Origin of the sequence: Bacteroides sp. GD17, assembly GCF_038448625.1 — a bacterium.
Lineage (GTDB): Bacteria > Bacteroidota > Bacteroidia > Bacteroidales > Bacteroidaceae > Bacteroides.
The window spans coordinates 40,817-62,634 of record NZ_JBCEZS010000012.1; the positions used below are offsets into that span (position 1 = coordinate 40,817).

At 48.9% G+C, this 21,818-nt stretch carries 13 protein-coding genes; 4 read left to right on the forward strand and 9 right to left on the reverse strand.

Annotated features, from left to right (window positions below):
* Window positions 1–131: 131 nt before the first annotated feature.
* From AAE250_RS17100 to AAE250_RS17120, 5 genes are all read right to left on the reverse strand, one after another.
* The gene (locus AAE250_RS17100) at window positions 132–1,865 is read right to left on the reverse strand and encodes a glycosyl hydrolase family 18 protein (protein WP_294597483.1); all 1,734 of its coding nucleotides are present in this window, start codon (window positions 1,863–1,865) and stop codon (window positions 132–134) included.
* A 41-nt stretch (window positions 1,866–1,906) separates the two neighbouring features.
* Window positions 1,907–3,166, reverse strand: coding sequence for an MFS transporter (locus AAE250_RS17105; RefSeq protein WP_294597481.1), 1,260 nt, complete (start codon window positions 3,164–3,166; stop codon window positions 1,907–1,909).
* A gap of 28 nt (window positions 3,167–3,194) precedes the next feature.
* Entirely contained in the window at window positions 3,195–3,929 is a 735-nt protein-coding gene (locus AAE250_RS17110; protein WP_294597479.1) for a 6-phosphogluconolactonase, read from the reverse strand.
* 48 nt (window positions 3,930–3,977) lie between these two features.
* Window positions 3,978–4,919, reverse strand: a complete 942-nt coding sequence (locus AAE250_RS17115) for an ROK family protein (RefSeq protein ID WP_294597476.1) — start codon at window positions 4,917–4,919, stop codon at window positions 3,978–3,980.
* 129 nt (window positions 4,920–5,048) lie between these two features.
* Entirely contained in the window at window positions 5,049–8,954 is a 3,906-nt protein-coding gene (locus AAE250_RS17120) for a hybrid sensor histidine kinase/response regulator transcription factor (protein ID WP_446715768.1), read from the reverse strand.
* A 219-nt stretch (window positions 8,955–9,173) separates the two neighbouring features.
* On the opposite strand from AAE250_RS17120, the gene AAE250_RS17125 reads away from it, so the two are divergent.
* Window positions 9,174–12,143: a PEP/pyruvate-binding domain-containing protein gene (locus AAE250_RS17125; protein WP_294597474.1), complete on the forward strand. Its 2,970-nt coding sequence runs from the start codon at window positions 9,174–9,176 to the stop codon at window positions 12,141–12,143.
* An 18-nt stretch (window positions 12,144–12,161) separates the two neighbouring features.
* Here the strand turns inward: AAE250_RS17125 and AAE250_RS17130 are convergent, their stop codons facing one another.
* On the reverse strand, window positions 12,162–13,229 hold the full coding sequence (locus AAE250_RS17130; RefSeq protein ID WP_294597773.1) for a metallophosphoesterase: 1,068 nt from the start codon (window positions 13,227–13,229) through the stop codon (window positions 12,162–12,164).
* A gap of 72 nt (window positions 13,230–13,301) precedes the next feature.
* On the opposite strand from AAE250_RS17130, the gene menA reads away from it, so the two are divergent.
* Complete coding sequence (gene menA, locus AAE250_RS17135) at window positions 13,302–14,213, forward strand: 1,4-dihydroxy-2-naphthoate octaprenyltransferase (protein WP_294597472.1); 912 nt, start codon at window positions 13,302–13,304, stop codon at window positions 14,211–14,213.
* Between the two features lie 388 nt (window positions 14,214–14,601).
* Here menA and rfbB read toward each other — a convergent pair whose 3' ends face one another.
* The 3 genes from rfbB to AAE250_RS17150 form a co-directional block, all read right to left on the reverse strand.
* Entirely contained in the window at window positions 14,602–15,741 is a 1,140-nt protein-coding gene (gene rfbB / locus AAE250_RS17140) for a dTDP-glucose 4,6-dehydratase (RefSeq protein ID WP_294597470.1), read from the reverse strand.
* Window positions 15,742–15,822: 81 nt separating this feature from the next.
* Window positions 15,823–16,695, reverse strand: a complete 873-nt coding sequence (rfbA, locus tag AAE250_RS17145; protein WP_294597468.1) for a glucose-1-phosphate thymidylyltransferase RfbA — start codon at window positions 16,693–16,695, stop codon at window positions 15,823–15,825.
* Between the two features lie 133 nt (window positions 16,696–16,828).
* Complete coding sequence (locus AAE250_RS17150; RefSeq protein ID WP_294597465.1) at window positions 16,829–17,320, reverse strand: metallophosphoesterase family protein; 492 nt, start codon at window positions 17,318–17,320, stop codon at window positions 16,829–16,831.
* 53 nt (window positions 17,321–17,373) lie between these two features.
* Between AAE250_RS17150 and AAE250_RS17155 the strand changes: the two genes are divergently transcribed.
* Window positions 17,374–19,437: an RNA degradosome polyphosphate kinase gene (locus AAE250_RS17155; RefSeq protein WP_294597463.1), complete on the forward strand. Its 2,064-nt coding sequence runs from the start codon at window positions 17,374–17,376 to the stop codon at window positions 19,435–19,437.
* 76 nt (window positions 19,438–19,513) lie between these two features.
* Window positions 19,514–21,757, forward strand: a complete 2,244-nt coding sequence (locus AAE250_RS17160; protein ID WP_294597460.1) for an inorganic phosphate transporter — start codon at window positions 19,514–19,516, stop codon at window positions 21,755–21,757.
* The last annotated feature ends 61 nt before the right edge of the window (window positions 21,758–21,818 follow it).

A 21,818-nucleotide genomic window follows, 5' to 3' on the forward strand; every position in this document is an offset into this window, starting at 1 on the left:
CTTGAGCAAAAACAAAACTCCCGCATCGCAGCCTACTAACAAGCACGATACGGGAGCTACTAAATACCTATTACAAACAATTACCTAACGAAAAGCCATTACCTAAAAAAATCTACCTTATATATAGCATGTCATTTACCCAATGCCCACGAAATGGCATTGTGCAGCATCGTGGTGAAGTCATCCGAATTGAACAGCTTCGGGCTATGCCCCATCTGGAAGTAGACATTGCGTGCTTTCACCTTCTCATTGACCCATACCACCGGATGGTCGTCCATCTTCACATCCGAAACCGGAGAATAAGTAGACTCGTCCACATGGGCCAGTACACGTACATTGGGGCGCGGACTCTTGTCGTAAGTGTACCATTCATCGTCCGGGAGGACGAACGAAGCATCCACGTTCTTCATCACCGGGTGCTCCTTGTCTTCGGCCACTACCGTGCCATCGGCAAGCGGGGCAATGTAGTTCTGAAAACGGATGCCACCCATAAAGTCGCTGAACCACTGCCACAAAGGAAAGCCGTCGAAGTCGCCCAACAGCGTGGCATGGTGGAAACCTATCCAGCCGCCACGACCTTCATTGATGTAGTCTACAAAATTCTGTTCCGCTTCCTTGGGCCATGTATAGGGAGGGAAGTCCAACTGGATGACCAAATCCGTACCGTTCAGTACTTCCTTCTGTGCCAGCAGGCGGGCACTGTTCAGTACCTGAATCTGCAGGTTCTGCACCTTGCTTTCGTCTATCAGCCACTTCAAAGCCGCATCCGAGAAAGGTTTGTGCTGTCCGGCGCTCTCTGTGAGCACCAATACCCGGTACATACGGTCGTGGAAAGGCTTGCGCTCTATCAGGTTCTCGTAGACCGTGCGGCGCAGGTCGCCCTGCTCGTTGTCACCGTCGTAGTCCCAATACATGCCGCCCAGCAGGTTCTGCTTCAGGATGTATTGGCACTTGATGGCTAGCGAACGCGGATTCTCGTAACCGAAAACCAGTGTACCTTCCTTATTCACCAGATAAGGTACCCGGGCCGTCTCGTCCCAACATTCGCGGAATCCTTTGGCATATCCCACTTTGTTGAAATCCTGAAAATTGGGATACCCCTTTCCGCCACGACCATAGAAAGGCATACCCATCACCAGTTTGTCGGCAGGCACACCGGCAGCCAGATGGGCTTTCACAGCCTTGTCGCCCGTCATCCCGCTGCTGTTGTCCGAAGAATAGAGAGCAGAGTGATGTTTGGGAGCATTCCCCATGTCGTAGGACATAATGTTCACGAAGTCAATATAAGGAAGGATGGACGGGAAGTCTATATACTCGCCCGAAGCCACAGTAGCAAGAGTCAACTGCTTCTTCGGACCGATGGCCTTGCGGATGTCACGCATCAGCAGCGTGAAGTTTTTCGTATCGTCGGGAGAGGAAGAGATGCCGGCAGCATTGCTCGTAGGGTATTCCCAGTCGATGTCGATGCCGTCCAGCCCATACTCTTTCACCACCCGCCGACAATCTTTGGCAAATGACTTGCGGTATTTTTCGTTGGCGGCCATCTCACTGAAACGTCCACTGCCCCAACCGCCGATGGAGAGTAGCACCTTCAGGTCCGGTTTCTGCTTTTTCAGCTCCACCATCTGCTTCAGGCGGTCTTCATTGGCAATGCCTACACCGTCGAAGGTCTCACTGACATGCCCGAAGGCATAATTGATGTGAGTCATGTACTTGGGGTCGGGGATGACGTGACTCCAGGAAGTGACGTATGCCACAATCACTTTACTGTCAAGCGGGGCTTTCGGCCCATCCGCAGCCCTCAGATTGCCGCACGACAACAATACAGCCAGTACGGTCAAAACAATCGTTCTAAAATTCTTCATGTTATTCATATTTATCTATGGTAATTATTGGTAAACAAGAATCAATCGGCTGCTTGGCGGACTCGCGAGCCTATCAGTGCATAGTACAGCATAAACGCTTCACCCAGAAGTACAAGGAGCCAGGACCATCTCCAACCGCCCATAAGATCGGCAAGCACACCCTGGAACAAAGGCAATATGGCGCCTCCCACCACTCCAATCATGAACACACCGGAAGCAACGGACGTATATTTCCCCAGACGAGCCACAGACAAGGTGAATATTGCCCCCCACATGATGGAGTGGAACAATCCGACCGCCGTAAGCAACCAGGGGTTATTCAATAGAATGGCCACCAGAGCAAGTGCACCTGCTCCTATCGTCGTGACCGTCAACTGTACACGCGGAGAAATCCGGCTCAACGAGCTGCCTACCAACCTCCCCACGAGCATGCCGCCCCAATAGAGCGTAGCCATCAGCGCCGGAGAAGCATAATCCATCTCAATGGCATACATATTGATATTCGCCCCGATACAGACTTCACAACCTACATAAAAAAAGATAGCCACCACGCCCAAAGTTAGATGGCTGAATGACCAGACACTCTTTTCGAGCTTCTCACCTTTCTCTGCCCTTGTTCCCTGTATATCGGGCAGGGAGAGTTTCATCAACAGCAAGACAATAAGGAAAATCACCACCATCAATGCAAAAAACGGCATCATCAACTGGTTTATCTGTATATCCTCCATCGCCAGACCACCAAAAACAACGCCGGTTACAAAGTAAGGAGCCAATGTCGTTCCCACCGAGTTGGCAGACCCACCTATAGCCAGACGCTGGATGGATTGGGTACCCTTCACATGACAAGCCGTAAGGTAAGGATTGATAACTACCTGAAGAATAGTAGCCGAAGCACCGACCACAAAAGAGCCCAAGAGGAAAATAAGGAAACCGCCTGGAATAACATTTTCCCCCACATGCCAATTGGCTCCGGGAAAGTGTACAGTGAAATAAGAAGAGACAAAGAACAAGCCCAAGCCTGCAATCATAAGCAACAGCCCGCGCATCAGCGTGCCTTTATAGCCGTGCTTGCCAATCCAAGACGAACCTAATCCTCCACAAACCGGATATGCCAGAAACCAGGAAAATGTGATTAAAGTGGCAAAAGTATTTTTCAACCCGCCCACTTCTGCCAGAAAAGTCTCTTTCAGAGGTCCCTGGAATTGGGTATTGGCAGTGGTAAGGAAACCTACAATAAAGAACAGGAACACCATCGTAATAAATGGCCCCATATAGTTGATTTGTTTTTCTTTTTGTGTCATAATATTAGAGAATTAATAAAGGATTCAATTATTTGGCAGAAAGCCCTGCAGCAGCCTTACTGTCCAGCAGGAACTCGCAATTAGGATGAAGTTGCAGGATAGAAGCGGGAACATCTGTCGTCACGGGACCTTCCAGCATTTGCTTCACAATATCCGTCTTATTGGTGCCTTTGGCAACCAATACAATCCGGCGGGCCTGCATGATGTTCTTTATTCCCAATGTAATACCGCCCAACTGCTTTTCGGGAGGCGTATTCGTTTCCCGGCGGATACGCACTTCCAGTTCGGCGTGCATACCGGTAACCCATGTTTCAGTATCGAAAGGGTTTCCTGGCTGGTTGAACCCCAAATGTCCGTTTTCCCCCAATCCCAAAATCAGCAGGTCGATGCCTCCACGTCTTGCTATCTCCTGCTGGAAGTCTTTGCAGGCTTTTTCAAAATCATCTGAAACAGTAGGAAGCATCAGGAAATTTTCATCTTTGACACCCAAAGCATCCATTAACTCTGTTTTCAACATTGTATAGCACGCACCTGCATATTCACGCGGCACATTGGTCACTTCATCCAATCCGAAGAAAGTGGTGGAAGCCACATTAAAAGGATACTTGGAGTATATTTCTCCAATCAACCGATGCAGATTGCCGGTAGTACGCCCTGTTGATAGCCCGATAACGCTCGAAGGTTTATTCAGAATTTCTCCGATAACACGCCACGCAGCAGCGCAGTCAAACTCTCTTTCATTATTTGTTATAGTAATTTTCATAAGTAAGTGATTAAAATTAGTTTATATCATTTGCGCGCTGAATGACAATTACATATTCATTGCTACTGCTCCCGCTCCCAACAGACCGATAAAGCCGGGATTCAGTTTCGTGATAACAACTCCGTTGCTCACAAAACGCATGGTCGTGGGATGCAGTTTTTCCAGAATCTTTCCGTGCATATATCCATCGGATACAACACCGCCGCCCAATACCACCGTATCAGGGTCAATCACGCGCACCAGGTTCATAATAAGATTGGCAAGAGCCTCGGCAGCATTCTCCACCAATACCGTACAAAGAGGATCTCCCTTCTGGCTGAGTGCAAAGACTTCACTGACAAGCACCCTTTCCCCCTTTTCTGCCGGGATGTGCAGGCTGGTCTCATATTGGCTGCAAAGCAAACGGGCACAGTTGTCGAACCCAATACCGGCAGCAATGACTTCCACACAGTCCATCCGGCCGCAACCACACTTGACACCGACATTCACACCGACACGTACGTGACCCACTTCACCGGCATTAAAATGACTGCCTCGTATCTGCCTGCCGTTCACCACCGTACCTACAGCAAGACCGGTACCCACATTCATATAGATGAAGTTCTTGGAGATTTGACCGAATCCCCACACCCGTTCGGCTCTTGTGGCACTCTTCACGTCATTGTCTATATGACAAGGTATACCGTATGTTTCCTCCAGTTCCTTAGCCAGAGCTATCGGTTGTGTGCGACTGGGGTCAATCTGCAACCAGATCCCTTGCTCAGGATCGACGCGACCAATCAAACCGACTCCCATGCCCACTGGTTTCTGGTCATACCAGCCCACGGTACGGATATAATCGTCAAGCGACGATTTAATAATTTCCAATGCAGCTTGCTGGTTAAAATACCCTGAATCATACTTCTTATACCTTAAAATATTGCCATGGCTGTCCATTTCACCAATCAGCAGTTTGGTACCACCCAAATCAAGACCCAAATACGTTTCCATTTTTATATGCGATTTTTTATTATTGTTTCTGTCTACAATATTACGCACTATCAGAAAAACGGAGGTTCGTTATTTAGCAAAAAAGGTTTAATACCTATCCGCAATGGTTCGAAAACTATCTTTATTATATCAAATCTTACTAGGACTGGCACCAAACTGCTTCTTGAAGCATGTACTGAAATATTTCGGATCAGAAAAGCCCACCATAGTAGAAACTTCTCCGATAGAATATTTCCGAGATTCCAATAACTCCTTTGCTTTGTTCAAACGAACAATCCGGATAAAATCATTGGGGCCTTGTCCTGTCAATGTTTTTATCTTGTTATAGACCGAAGTGCGGCTCATACCCAACATCCTGCAGAAGTCATTGATGGAGAATTCGGAATTAGACAATTCTTCATGAATGACCTCCATCACTTTATCCAAAAATTCCTTATCCAGCTGACTGGTATAATCCGTCTCTTCCGGCCGGGCATTCAGTGACAATACCGTATCACGCAAGTGTTGTCTGTTTTGAAGGATATTCCTTATCCGCACTTTCAATACCGACAGGTCGAAAGGTTTGATGATATAGTCGCTTGCACCGGCTTCCAACCCAAAGATGATGTTTTCCCTTTCACTAAGTGCTGTCAACAATATAACAGGTATATGGCTCGTATCAATGGATGACTTCAGAATCCTGCACAGTTCGTCTCCTTCCAGCACCGGCATCACAACATCTGAAATGATAATGTCCGGATTGATTTCCCGAGCCATTTCCAGTGCCTTCCCGCCGTCGGACACACCGATTACCTTATATTCGGAGGAAAGACAGTTTGTCAGATACTCCCTCATGTCCGCATCATCTTCTGCCAAAAGAAGTACGTTCTTCCCTACATCGTCACCATTATTCTGTAAGCATACAGTTGCCGCAGATGCATTCGCTTTGTCTTTTTCCGGTTCAACGACAATACCCGACTTTATCTTCTGCGGAAAAGTAACGGCAAAAGTCGTTCCCTTATCCTCTACACTGCTGAATGAAATGCTGCCATGATGCTGCTTTACAAGCCGACGAGTAATCATCAGCCCGATGCCTGAACCGGTTTCCTCGGAATTCGTCGCATTCTGCGCCCGGTAGTATTCATGGAAAATATTTCGCTGCTCCTTCTTCGGAATACCGATGCCCGTATCTCGCACTTCAATCGTCCACTTCTTCTTTGCAGTCTTTACGGCAATGCGGACAATACCCTGCTCCGTATATTTCAATGCATTGGAAAGCAGATTATCTATAATATGATCCATCTTTCCCCTGTCAATCCACACCTTCGGCATATCCCTTTCCACCTCCAGTTGCAACTCTATGCCCTTTTGCATAGCAGCTAGACGGAACTCCGCCATTTTCCCCTCCAGATAGGCCTTGATATCATATAGCGAAACTTTCAAACATTCGGTATGAAGCTCCATCTTCTGCCAATTCAGCAACTGGGTAATCATGGAAAGCAGTTTTTCCACATTCTTTACTGCTACAGCTACCGTCTTCCGACTCTCATCCGGCAGTTCCGGCTGCACCTCAAGCTCACTCAAAGGTGCTTTTATCAATGTCACCGGAGTACATATGTCATGGGCTATACTAATAAAGAACCGTATCTTTTCCTTCACTCTATCTTCATTGAGCTTATGCCTGCGGTACTGTACGAACACATAAACGAACACGGACAGTATCATGAAGTAAACAAGCAACGCCCACCACGAAAGCCAATAAGGGCGATGGATGACAACCTCAAGGCTACGCTCCCCTATCTGCCGACCACTGTACTTGTCGAACGCCCGCAAACGGAAGATATATTTACCGGGAAAAAGGTTCATATAGTTTATACTTCCCACCGAATTGGAAGACTCCCATTGTTCATTGTAGTTCTCCAGCATGTACTCATATCTGATTCTGTGCGGAGATGTAAAATTAATGGTAGAAAAAGAAATGGAAAAGGAATTTTGATTGTATTTCAGGCCGACATGCCGCGTATCATTAATGTTTGTTGCCAGAAGAGAACCTTTCCGGCCTGCCTTCACCGACTCGTACAGCAGCTTGAAGTCCGTCAATATGAGCTCGGCCGACACACACTGCCCGAAGTCCAGCGAAGGAAGAAAAGAGACCACCCCTTCCGCCGTACCGAAAGAGAGATAACCGTCATCCAGCCTGAAAGCGGCATTCGGATTATAATGTCCCCACCCGATGCCCAGGAAATCATTGACTCCGACAACGATGCCCCCTGCCAAGTCCAGGCAGTACAGCTCCTTCTCCGTACTGAACCAGATACGCCCGTCATTATCTTCCAGCAGACTGTTGATAGAATTGGATACAAGACCATCGCTTGCCGTATAGATATGCGCTTCCTGTTTGCCGGGGTTGAAGCGAATAAGTCCGTCACCATCCGTCGCCAGCCAGATGTCTCCGGACGAAGACTGCATGAGGCAACGGATGGGATAGTGCAGAGAGAGTTCCCCGAACTGCTGGTACCAACGGGTGTTCCCCGTCGCTTTGTCAAGAATGGCCAATCCGCCGCAACCGGCAATCAGCAACGAACCGTCCACACCCCGTTTTATATCGCCTATGCAATCAATCGGATAATATGTATACGCGCCCGTCTCTATGTTATAGCAAGTAAGTTCCCCTTCTATTCCGCCCAACCAAATTTCATTTCCCTCCGCATGGATGGCATAGACATAATCAGTGCCCATCCCCCTGTCCGGATGTGCGCTCCTGCTCTCCCACTTCTGTACCCGCCCCGTTTTCTTATGGATGCAATAAACTCCGGTTCCATAACCGCCGGCCCATATATTCCCTTTTGCATCTTCGGCAAGGGCCAATATCACTTTACCGCTAAGTCCTGTGTTTTCCAGATAGTGCGTCCATTTGCCTCCCTTGCGCTGGTATAAGCTGATACCGTTGTTCGTGCCATACCAGCAATCCCCTTCGGAATCCTGGAAGACCACATTCACATGATTGGATTTCAAAGAATTGGCATTGTTCCGTTCATGCCTGAACCGATAGACATCCGGCATCAACGGATCCAGATGACTGATGCCGTTTGTAGAAGTACTGACCCAGATACCTCCATATTCATCAACACAGATATCAGATACAGTATTGCCGCTCAAACCTCTTTCGTCATCCTCATCAACCATGTAATGTTTCAGAAGCTTTCCGGTGACAGCATCCACACAGAAAAGTCCCGCGCCGTCCGCACCAATCAGCAATGCATTGGCTTTGGTCTTGGCAAAAACGCTGACCGGAACATGAAGAGCCAAGCCGTCCAAGGAGTATATCCGCCCTACTGCCCTGTCCATCACAAAAACGCCATCGGAAAAAGTGCCGACAAACAGTTTCGCTCCGTACACACACAGCGATTCAACACGCATCTCCATCGGAAAATGGATGGGTTTCTCCAGGAAAAGCGGGTTCGACGTCTCTTCCGTCAGTTGCCACACCCCCTTGTCCGTACCTGCAAAAAACAGCCCGCCGTCCGCTTGGACAATGCTACAGACATGTTGCCCTTTCAAGCCGGCAATGGCTGGGCCGGTCCCTTCTTCCCAACAGTAAACCCCGTCGGACAGACATAACCAGAAACGGTTGTTACTGTCAAATAAAATATTGTTCAGCACCGGATAAGGGAGATAGTCGGACAAATTTATGCGCAACCGGAAAGAATCTGTCTGCCTGTCATAAGCATAAATTTTCCCGTTCTTCAAGGCAACCCAAAGAATACCGGACTTGTCACAGGCCATAACTGTAGAAGGCTGTATATATTCTTTAGGATCAACCGTCTCATCCAATTTATAATGCTTAATCTCGTTCCCATCATAGCGATCTATGCCAACGTGAGTGTACGCCCAGACAAAACCTGCAGAATCCTTGTTTATCCGAAACACCTGCCTGCTACTTAATCCATCCTTGACACCCAGTGTCCGAAACGAACCGGCAAATAAATCAACTGTTCCAAAAACCGACATCCATAGTATCAAAAGTGTACCTAAAACGTACCTTTTGCACAGCATCTCCTTAGCAAGCTGTATCGGACTTATATTAGATTTATATCGGACTTGTTCCGAACAGAGTCTGTATTTTGTCATCATAGGGGTTTACTTATTCATTGGTAATAAATGCTTCAGGCTTGCAATTTTACGGACAAATATAAAAAAAGTGGTCGAAAAACTATCCGAATAGGTTTGATTTCTATTACTTTTGCCAATCAAACCAATAAACCGTGAGAAACAATGCTTAGCAAATATAAATTAAACCAGCTCTACTTCAAGGATACGCAGTTTGCCAATCTCATGACACGGCGCATTTTCAATGTCCTCCTGATAGCCAATCCTTACGATGCTTTCATGCTGGAAGATGACGGTCGTATCGACGAAAAAATATTCAACGAATACACCTCCCTCTCCCTGCGCTACCCGCCGCGTTTCTCACAAGCATCCAGCTGCGAAGAAGCATTGTCACAGCTTGCCACCATCTCTTTCGACCTCATCATCTGCATGCCGGGTACGGGAGACAATGACAGTTTCGACGTGGCGCGGCATATCAAAAGCCAGTACGAGCACATCCCTATGGTGATACTGACCCCTTTCAGCCACGGCATCACCAAGCGCATCGCCAACGAAGACCTCAGCCCCTTCGAATATGTATTCTGCTGGCTGGGCAACACCGACTTGCTGGTTTCCATCATCAAGCTGATAGAAGACAAGATGAACCTGGAGCACGACGTCAACGAAGTGGGCGTGCAGCTTATATTAGTGGTGGAAGATAGCATCCGCTTTTACTCTTCCATCCTGCCCAATCTTTATAAATTCGTATTGAAGCAGAGCCAGGAGTTCTCTACCGAAGCATTGAACGCCCACCAACGTACGCTGCGCATGCGAGGACGTCCCAAGATTGTCCTGGCACGTACCTACGAGGAAGCCATCAACATCTACGAGAAATACAAGAACAATATACTGGGAGTAATTACCGATGTCCGCTTCCCCCGCGTGGAGCGTGGTGAAAAGGATGGACTGGCAGGCATCAAGCTATGTGCCGCCATACGGAAAGAAGACCCGTTCGTTCCCCTTATCATACAGTCCTCCGAATCGGAGAACGCCTCTTATGCAAGCAAGTACGATGCCGCTTTCATCGACAAGAACTCCAAGAAGATGGATGTGGACTTGCGCCGCATCGTATCGGATAACTTCGGTTTCGGCGACTTCATCTTCCGCAACCCGGACACTCTGGAGGAGATAGCCCGCGTAAAGAACCTGAAAGAATTGCAGAACATCCTGTTTGCCGTACCGGCAGAATCGTTCCTCTATCATATCAGCCGCAACCACGTCAGCCGCTGGCTCTACTCGCGTGCCATGTTCCCCGTTGCGGAGTTCCTGAAACCCATCACCTGGAACAGCTTGCAAGATGTGGATGCTCACCGCAAAATAATCTTCGAAGCCATCGTGAAGTACCGCAAGATGAAGAACCAGGGTGTGGTAGCCGTCTTCAAGCGCGACCGCTTCGACCGTTACTCCAACTTTGCCCGTATCGGTGATGGTTCGTTGGGAGGCAAAGGCCGCGGCCTGGCATTCATCGACAACATGGTGAAGCACCATCCCGAATTCGAAGACTTTGAGAATGCCCGTGTAGCCATCCCGAAGACCGTTGTGCTTTGTACCGATGTGTTCGACGAATTCATGGATACCAACAATCTGTATCAGATAGCCTTGTCGGATGCAGATGATGACGTCATCCTGCGTTATTTCCTCAAAGCCAAGTTGCCGGACAGCCTGGTGGAGGACTTCTTTACTTTCTTCGATGTAGTGAAGTCGCCTATCGCCATCCGGTCGTCTTCTTTGTTGGAAGACTCGCACTACCAGCCGTTTGCGGGCATCTACAACACCTATATGATTCCGTATCTGGACGATAAATACGAAATGCTGCGTATGTTGAGCGATGCGATCAAGGGAGTTTATGCTTCGGTCTACTTCCGCGACTCCAAGGCATATATGCAGGCCACAAGCAATGTTATCGACCAGGAAAAGATGGCCGTCATCTTGCAAGAAGTAGTCGGCAACCAGTATGGCGACCGTTACTATCCCAGCATGTCCGGTGTGGCACGTTCGCTCAACTACTACCCCATCGGCGACGAAAAGGCTGAAGAAGGTACCGTTAACCTGGCTCTCGGCTTGGGAAAATATATTGTGGACGGTGGCATGACGCTCCGCTTCTCCCCCTATCACCCCAACCAGGTGCTGCAAACCAGCGAACTGGACATAGCGCTGAAAGAGACGCAAACCCGTTTCTATGCCCTCGACCTGCGCAATGCCGGACAGGATTTCTCTATCGACGACGGCTTCAATCTGCTGAAACTCCACGTCAAGGAGGCTGAGAAAGACGGAGCCTTGAACTACATCGCCTCCACTTACGACCCTTACGACCAGGTGATACGTGACGGTCTATACCCCGGCGGACGCAAAGTCATCACCTTTGCCAATATCCTGCAACACGATGTATTCCCGTTACCCCGCATTCTGCAATTAGTGTTGAAGTACGGGGAACAAGAGATGCGCCGCCCGGTAGAGATAGAGTTTGCCGCCACCATGAGCCGCGAAAAGGATAAGACCGGAACCTTCTATCTGCTGCAAATCCGTCCTATCGTCGATAGCAAGGAGATGTTGGACGAAGACCTCACCACCATTCCCGACGAACAAGTGCTGCTGCGCTCCAACAATTCGCTGGGACATGGGATTATGAATGACATCTACGACGTTATTTATGTGAAGACCGATGATTACAGTGCTTCCCACAATCAGGAGATAGCCTGGGAGATAGAGAAGTTGAATCAGCAATTCTTGAACGAAGGCAAGAACTATGTCCTGGTAGGTCCCGGCCGTTGGGGTAGCAGCGATACTTGGCTGGGCATCCCCGTGAAGTGGCCGCATATCAGTGCAGCCCGTGTCATTGTAGAAGCCGGACTGACGAACTACCGTGTAGACCCCAGCCAGGGAACACACTTCTTCCAGAACCTGACATCGTTCGGAGTAGGTTACTTCACTATCAATGCGTTTATGAATGATGGTGTATACAATCAGGACTTCCTGAATGCACAACCTGCCGTACACGAGAGCAAGTACCTGCGCCATGTACACTTTGAAAGTCCCGTTACGGTAAAGATGGATGGTAAGAAGAAGCTGGGAGTGGTGCTGATGCCTGAGAAATAAATATGTTCCGGCAAGTTTTCAGTTTTTCAGCTGATGGAGCACTATCATCACCACCTCGGCAGGTGCAAACATGCGTACAGCCTTTTGTGAAGTGCCGATGCCATTCGTGATAATCATCGGAACATGAGCCGAATTGTACTTTAATCCGGTAAGGAAGCGCTGACCGTAATGTGACGGAACGATTGGCGCATAAAGGCCAAACAACGTCACCTGCCCGCCATGTGTATGCCCGGCAAGCACCAGGTCGGTGTTGGCAATAGAGACATCTTCCGCATAGTCGGGAGTATGGGTCATGAGGATGACAAAATCATCGGGAGACAGGGCAAGCGTAGGCGATTTGCCATTCCGTGCCAGGTCAAAAGGATTGCGCACGCCGGCTATCAGAATCTGTTCATTGCCACGCCTCAATGTATCGACTTTATGTTCCAGCAAGTGCATCCCATAGCGATTCATTTCTTCCACAATATCGTCGTAGCAGGCTTCATAGTCGTTGTTTCCCAAAACAGCATAAGTCCCCATCGGAGTTTTTACTTTGGCAAGCGCAGCCATGACGGGAGGCACATACTGGCAACCTTCATGGAAATCACCGCCAATCAGCAATACATCGGCTTTCTGGTCAATAAGCAGGCGAACAAGGTCATTCAATTCCCTTTCTTTCAATAAACTCTGATAGTGCAAGTCAGAAACAAAAGCAATGCGGAACCCCTCGAAGGAAGCAGGGACATCCCGATGGGTAAAGTCGTATTCTTTGATACGGCTGACGCCCTTGTAAGCAGAAGAAACATGAATGGTTTTGGTTGTAATCTTTGTACCGCGTTGTACTATCTCCTTTTGAATCTTCACCGGTTCTTCCTTCTTTTTCTTCTTCGGAGCACGCGTCACCTCCTGGCGGTGAATATTACGCAGATCGGATTGATCGAAGGTCAGCATCGGGGAAAGGGAGGACGGCAAGCCGACAGTATCAGCCAACTGGGTAGTATCAGTCTTTATTACTTGCTGCGGCAACGACGCAACGAGATTTCTTTTCGACTTACAAGAGGAAAAGAGCAACAAGGAAAGAACGGATATATATAGTAACTTCTTCATCATAAGTGGGTGCAAATATAGGCATTTTTCAGTATCTTTGTAGACGGATGTTGATACTTATTAAAACAGCATATGAAAGAAATCAAGTCAAATTCGCTTCATGCCTGGCTGCTTGCCGCGCGTCCCAAGACACTGACAGCCGCCGTCATTCCCGTATTGCTGGGCAGTGCCCTGGCCTTCAGCGACGGACAATTCAAGACTACGCCCGCCTTGCTGTGTGCACTCTTCGCCTGCGGCATGCAGATTGCCGCCAACTTCATCAATGATTTGTTCGACTATCTGAAAGGAAGCGACCGCGAAGACCGCCTCGGCCCCAAACGCGCCTGCGCCGAAGGATGGATTACGCCCGGCGCCATGAAGCAGGGAATAGGCATTATGTTGCTGCTGTCGTGCCTTGCGGGACTGGGACTGCTGTTCACGGTATGGGGGCAGTTGCCTCATGGAGGCTGGGAACTGGTGGTCCTGGGGATAGTATGCATCCTGTTTGCTTTTCTCTATACCACGATATTGTCCTATCGCGGATGGGGCGACTTGCTGGTGCTGGTGTTCTTCGGCTTTGTGCCCGTGGCCGGCACGTATTATGTACAGGCATATACACTGAACATGGATGTGGTAGTGCTTTCACTGGTCAGCGGCCTGGCGATAGACACATTGCTGATGGTAAACAATTATCGCGACCGCGAGCAAGATGCCATAAGCGGCAAGCGCACCTTGGTAGTGCGCTTCGGCGAGGCTTTCGGCAGGAATATGTATTTAGGATTGGGCATTGCAGCCGTGTTGCTCTGTCTGTGGTTTGTCTATACCAGCAGGCTGACACCGCTCGAATTCATTTGGGCACCTTGCGTCTACTTCTATCTGCATGCCTTGACATGGCGCAGGATGGTAAGCATCCGCAGCGGAGAAAAGCTGAACCGGATATTGGGAGAGACTTCGCGCAATATGCTGTTTCTGGGGTTGCTGCTGGCGGTGGCGCTGTCGGCATAAGATATCGCCCCTCATTCCCCCTGCATTCATCCACTCGGACTATAGAGATCAAGAGCGTTTAACGGCCGTGAGCTGATTGATTCATGGACGTGATTCAATCTGTTCACGGCCATCAACAAATCAGCTCACGACCGTTAAATTACAATCAATCTATAGGCTTTCAAGAACAAAGTGTATGCCCCGTACTTATTAAGTACAGGGCATACACTTATTGCAGAGCTACATTTCAGACATTAAAGTAAAGGTTCGGGGTGGAAGCAGAATTTGCTTCCACCTCTTTTTGTTGCTTCCACCGCAGTTGTAATGCCGATGAACAAGGAGTTATAGACAAGAGGTGGAAGCGTGGAAGCAAATTGATAAAAAACTTGTATTGGAAGAGATTGGGCTTTTATCTCTTTCCGTACATCTTCTCGTAATACTTCTGGTAATCACCGCTGGTCACTTCTTCCACCCACGGCTGATTATTCAGATACCATTCGATGGTCTTCACAATACCCACCTCGAACTTCGTCTCGGGATACCAACCCAGGGCATTGGTAATCTTCGTCGGGTCGATGGCATAACGCTGGTCGTGACCAAGGCGGTCTTTCACGAACGTAATCAGGTCTTCGTTAATCCAGCTGATATCAATCCGGCCATCCGCAGTTTTCACCTGCTTCTTCAGGACTTCGCGGTAGCGGGGCTCCTCCTCCATCAGACGACGGATGGTAGCGATGGTCAGCTTTACGATTTCGAGGTTCGTCTTCTCGTTATGACCGCCTACGTTGTAGACTTCTCCTTCTGTGCCTTGGCGAACTACGAGGTCGATAGCCTTGCAGTGGTCTTCTACATAGAGCCAGTCGCGCACGTTGCTGCCGTCACCGTAGACGGGAAGTTTCTTTCCTTCGAGGATATTCTTGATGATGAGCGGAATCAACTTCTCGGGGAAGTGATAAGGCCCGTAGTTGTTGGAGCAGCGGGTGATGGTGACGGGCATTTTATAAGTGTCGTGATAGGCCATTACGAACATATCGGCACTGGTCTTGGAGGCACTGTAGGGGCTGTGAGGACAGAGCGGGGTCTGTTCCGTGAAGTAGCCTTCGGCACCCAGCGAGCCATAAACTTCGTCGGTAGAAACCTGATGATAGCGTACACCGCTGCGCCAGGTGGGATAGCCGGAATCATCCTTACCCGTCACCCAGGCGCGGCGGGCGGCATCGAGCAGGTTTTGCGTACCCAGGATGTTCGTTATCAGGAAGAGTTGGGGGTTCTCGATGCTACGGTCCACATGGCTCTCGGCGGCGAAGTTCACTACATAGTCGAATTTATATTTGGCGAACAGTTCGTCGGCAAGGGTACGGTCGCAGATATCGCCCTTTACAAAGAAACAGCGTTCGTCGTCAATGTCGCGGGCGATGGTGCCCAGGTTTCCGGCGTAGGTCAGGGCATCCAATACCACGACTTTGATATCATTATGTTTCGCCAGGATATATTTGATATAGTTGGCGCCGATAAATCCGGCGGCTCCGGTTACAAGATAGGTTTTCATATTAATTATAAATTATAAATTAAAAATCAAAGGGGAGACAGTAGGATAATTATCAATTATCAATTATCAACTATCAATTAATCAACGACGGGAGTCGGCGAGTTCCATTAAGTATCGGCCATATTCGGTCTTGCCGAGTTGCTCGCCCAGGCGGTAGAGTTGGTCGATGTCTATCCAGCCTTTGCGCCATGCTATTTCTTCGATGCAGCTGACGCGGAAGCCTTGACGGTTCTGTATGGTAGCCACAAAGTTGCTTGCCTCGAGCAGGCTGTCGCAGTTGCCCGTATCGAGCCATGCAAAGCCACGGCCGAAGAGTTCGACTTTCAGGGTACCTTCATCGAGATAGAGACGGTTGAGGTCGGTGATTTCGTACTCGCCACGGGCAGAAGGTTTCAGGGCGGCGGCTTTGGCTGTTACGGTGGAGTCATAGAAGTATAGACCGGGAACGGCATAGTTGCTCTTGGGTTGCGCAGGTTTTTCTTCGAGGGAAATGGCTTTGCCGTCGGCATCGAATTCTACCACACCATAAGCACGCGGGTCTTTTACATAGTAACCGAAGATGCAGGCACCTTTGTCTATGGAAGCAGCACGCTTCAACATGGCGGAAAAGCCTTGACCATAGAACATATTGTCGCCCAGGATGAGGCAGCCCGGACCGCCATTCAGGAATTCGGCACCCAGCACAAAGGCTTGTGCCAGCCCGTTAGGGTTTTCTTGAATCTTATAGGAGAAAGACATTCCGAGTTCTTCGCCGGTTCCCAGCAAATCACGGAACATGGGTAAATCACGCGGAGTGGAGATGATCAGTACCTCACGTATTCCCGCCAACATCAGCGTGGAGAGCGGGTAATAAATCATGGGCTTGTCATAGACGGGCATTATCTGCTTGGAGATAGCCTTGGACAACGGATAGAGACGAGTGGCGCTGCCACCTGCAAGAATAATTCCTTTCATATTTCAGTTCTTTTTTGGTTTCTATCAAATGGAGAATAAAATAAGAAGGAGGACCATGCCCCACGGCTCTCGTTGCTATTCGGACTGCAAATATCTAAATAAATCGGGACAATCCAAAATAATAAAGCTTAAATCAGCCTGCCAGTTCTATCACTTCGAGGTCTTTAAAGGTTCCATTGTCTACAATAAAGCGCACCATCGTACGTACTTTATGGAAACCGGAAATACCTGCCGCTCCCGGATTGATATGGAGCATATCCAGTGTTTTGTCATACTTCACCTTTAATATATGGGAATGTCCGCTGATGAACAACTTCGGCGGATGTACCAGAATGCTACCTTTTATGGAAGGATCGTAATTGCCCGGATAGCCACCGATATGTTTCATCAGCACCTCCGCCCCGTCTACCGTGAAGCGCAGAATCTGCGGATAGAGCCGGCGGATATCCTGCCCGTCTATATTGCCATACACTGCACGGAACGGACGGAAAGCCGCTAACTTCTGTGCCACTTCCAGCGAGCCGATGTCTCCGGCATGCCAAATCTCGTCGCACGACTCGAAGTATTGCAGGTATTTTTCGTCCCAATAAGCATGCGTATCCGATAATAAACCAACTTTTGTCATCTTTCTATTGTTTATGTTGACAAAGGTAATTATATTTGGGAAAAATAACCACCATGGAGAACAGATATTTCAAACGTGACATCAGCTGGCTGTCATTCAACTACCGCGTACTGCTGGAGGCTGAAGATGACACATTGCCACTGTACGAACGCATTAATTTCATTTCCATATACTCGTCCAACCTGGAAGAGTTCTACAAAATACGTGTGGCAGACCATAAAGCGATAGCAACCGGCGCCGCACAAAGTGACGAAGAGTCCGTGCAGTCCGCCATCGAACTGGTAGACGAAATCAACAACGAAGTGAACCGCCAATTGGAAGAGCGTATCCGCATCTACGAACAGAAGATACTGCCCGCCTTGCGGAAACACCATATCATATTCTATCAAAGCCGCAACGTAGAGCCCTTCCACAAGGAATTCCTGCGCCGCTTCTTCCAGGAAGAAATCTTTCCGTATCTGGCTCCTGTGCCGGTGACCAAAGACAAAGTGGTTTCATTCCTGCGCGACAACCGCCTCTACCTTGCCGTGCGCCTGCACTTGAAAGGTGTGCCTGCCGACTCGCCCGAATATACACAATACTTCGTAATGAAGCAGCCATACACCAAAGTGCCCCGCTTCATCCAGCTCCCCAAAGTAGGGAAGAACTATTACCTGATGTTCATTGAAGACATTATCAAGGCAAACCTGGACGTCATCTTCCCCGGCTACGAAGTGGACAGCAGTTATTGCATCAAGATTTCACGGGATGCGGACATCCTGATAGACGATGCTGCCAATACTTCCGAAATCATCGAACAGGTGAAGACAAAAGTGAAGAAGCGCAAAATCGGAGCAGTCTGCCGTTTTGTGTACGACCGTGCCATGCCGCAGGATTTCCTGGATTTCCTGGTAGATGCTTACCGCATAGACCGCCGCGAACTGGTGCCGGGCGACAAACACCTCAACCTGGAAGATTTGCGCCATCTGCCTAACCCGAACCACACCGTGCGCCCCATCAAGAAACCCCAGCCCATGAAGCTGACGTGCCTGGACGAGCGCGAATCCATCTTCCGCTATGTAGAGAAGAAAGATCTGCTGCTGCATTATCCGTATCACTCTTTCGACCACTTCATCCACTTCCTGTACGAAGCAGTGCACGACCCCACCGTACGCGAAATCATGGTAACCCAATATCGTGTGGCCGAAAACTCGACAGTCATCAACACCCTGATAGCTGCCGCACAAAACGGGAAGAAGGTAACTGTATTTGTAGAACTGAAAGCCCGTTTCGACGAAGAGAACAACCTTGCCACCGCCGAGATGATGAAGGCCGCCGGCATCAACATCATCTTCAGCATACCGGGATTGAAAGTCCATGCCAAAGTAGCCCTCGTTCTGCGTCGCGACAAGGAAGGACACAAACTGACCAGCTACGCCTACATCAGTACCGGAAACTTCAATGAAAAGACTGCTACACTCTATGCCGACAGCGGACTGTTTACATGCAATCCGGTCATCGTAAACGACCTGCACAATCTGTTCCGCACCCTGCAAGGCAAGGAAAACCCGGTTTTCCACCGCCTGCTCGTGGCACGCTTCAACCTGATACCGGAACTGAACCGCCTCATCAGCCACGAAATGGAACTGGCACAAAGCGGAAAGCGAGGCAGAATCATCCTCAAGATGAACGCTCTGCAAGACCCTGCCATGATAGACCGCCTCTACGAAGCATCGCAGGCAGGCGTTGAAATAGACCTGATTGTACGCGGCATCTGTTGCCTCATACCCGGACAGACATATAGCCGTAACATCTATGTAACACGCATTGTAGATACATTCCTCGAACATGCCCGTATCTGGTACTTCGGCAATGAGGGAGATCCGAAGTTATTCCTCGGTTCACCGGACTGGATGCGACGCAACCTGTATCGCCGCATCGAGGCCGTAACGCCCATACTGGACCCCGACTTAAAACGGGAACTCACGGATATGCTCTCCATCCAACTGTCCGACAGGCGGAAAGCATGTTTCGTAGACGACCACCTGCGCAACCGCTGGAAATCGTCGCGACCGCAAAAAGAAAAAGTACGTTCGCAATATACTTTCTACGAATACTTAAAAGCAACTGCCTTGTAACATTTCTGTAACATGTATGACATTTCTCTGCAACACGAAAGTCCTTCCTTTGCAGTCAGAAATAAAATACATATTTATGGAAACAATCTACTTAGGTATCGTCGTCTTTCTGTTCGTACTTGCCATCTTCGATCTTGTGGTAGGCGTCAGTAACGATGCGGTCAACTTTTTAAATTCTGCCATCGGAGCTAAAGCGGCTTCTTTCAAGACAGTATTGTTCATCGCAGGTATCGGCGTATTTATCGGCGCCGCCCTGTCCAACGGCATGATGGACATTGCACGACATGGAATCTATCAGCCGGAACATTTCTATTTTGCCGAAATCATGTGTATCCTGCTCGCCGTGATGCTGACGGACGTCGTATTGCTGGACGTTTTCAACACGATGGGTATGCCGACTTCCACTACTGTTTCGATGGTATTCGAGTTGCTGGGAGGTACATTTGCATTGGCACTCATCAAAGTCCACAACAGTGACACGCTGGGACTCGGAAATCTTATCAACACCGACAAGGCTTTATCCGTCATCATGGCAATCTTCGTGTCCGTAGCCATCGCCTTCTTCTTCGGTATGCTGGTACAGTGGCTGGCACGTATCGTGTTTACCTTTAATTATAAGAAGAAGATGAAATACAGCATTGCCCTGTTTGGAGGCATAGCTGCCACATCCATTATCTACTTCATGCTGATAAAGGGTCTAAAGGACAGTTCGTTCATGACTCCCGACAACAAGCATTGGATACAGGAAAATACCGGATTGCTTATTCTTTATAGTTTTGTTTTCTTCACCGTGCTGATGCAGATACTGCACTGGCTCAAAGTAAACATCTTCAAGGTAGTGGTACTGATGGGCACATTTGCCCTGGCCATGGCCTTTGCCGGAAATGACTTGGTAAACTTCATCGGTGTGCCTTTGGCCGGTTATTCTTCCTTCGTAGATTACACCACCAACGGAATGGCTGCAGGTCCCGACGGCTTCCTGATGACTTCACTGCTCGGCCCTGCCAAAACTCCCTGGTACTTCCTGATTGGTGCGGGTGCCATTATGGTTTATGCTCTCTGCACCTCTAAGAAAGCACACAACGTTATCAAGACTTCTGTTGATCTTTCCCGCCAGGACGAAGGTGAAGAGAATTTCGGAAGCACCCCGATAGCCCGCACATTGGTACGTTTTAGTATGGCAATGGGCAACGGAATCTCCAAATCCCTGCCCGAAGGTGCCAAACGCTGGATTGATACCCGCTTCCAGAAAGACGAGGCCATCATTGCCGACGGTGCCGCATTCGACCTGGTGCGCGCCTCCATTAACCTGGTGTTGGCCGGTTTGCTGATTGCACTGGGTACTTCCTTGAAGCTCCCTCTTTCTACTACTTACGTCACTTTCATGGTGGCTATGGGTACCTCGCTTGCCGACCGTGCCTGGGGGCGTGACTCGGCAGTATTCCGTATCACCGGTGTGCTGAGTGTTATCGGTGGTTGGTTCATCACAGCCGGAGCTGCCTTCACAATCTGTTTCTTTGTAGCCATGGTTATCTACTTCGGTGGCACAATAGCCATTGTCGCCCTCATCGGACTGGCCGTATTCATGCTGATTCGCAGCCAAGTGATGTACAAAAAGCGTAAAGCTAAAGAGAAAGGTAACGAAACATTAAAGAGACTGATGCAAAGCACCGACAATGCGGAAGTTTTGGAACTGCTCCGTAAACACACCCGCGAAGAACAAGCCAAGGTGCTGGAATTTACAGAAGAGAACTTCGAACGTACCGTGACCTCCTTCTTACACGAAAATCTGCGTGGCCTGCGCCGTGCCATGGGTTCAGTGAAGTTTGAGAAACAGCTCATCAAGCAGATAAAACGTACCGGAACTCTTGCCATGTGCCGCCTCGACAACAACACTGTTTTGGAAAAAGGTCTTTATTACTATCAAGGTAATGACTTCGCCAGTGAATTGGTGTATAGCGTCGGCCGTCTTTGCGAACCGTGCCTGGAACATATAGACAATAATTTCAAGCCACTGGATGCCATTCAGAAAGGTGAATTTGCCGATGTAACGGAAGACATTACATACCTGTTGCAAGTATGCCGCCACAGACTGGAAACCAATGACTACGAGAACCTTGAAACGGAGATACGTAAAGCAAACGACCTCAACGGACAGCTTGCCCATCTGAAACGGGAAGAATTGCAGCGCATTCAAAGCCAAAGTGGAAGCATCAAAGTCAGCATGGTATATCTGACCATGATACAAGAAGCACAGAATGTGGTGACTTACACGATTAATTTAATGAAGGTAAGCCGTAAGTTCCAAATAGAAGAATAAAGGAGGGTGATATTCTTAAAAGACTACACCGGAATTCAAACCATGGATTTGGTTGGGCTCC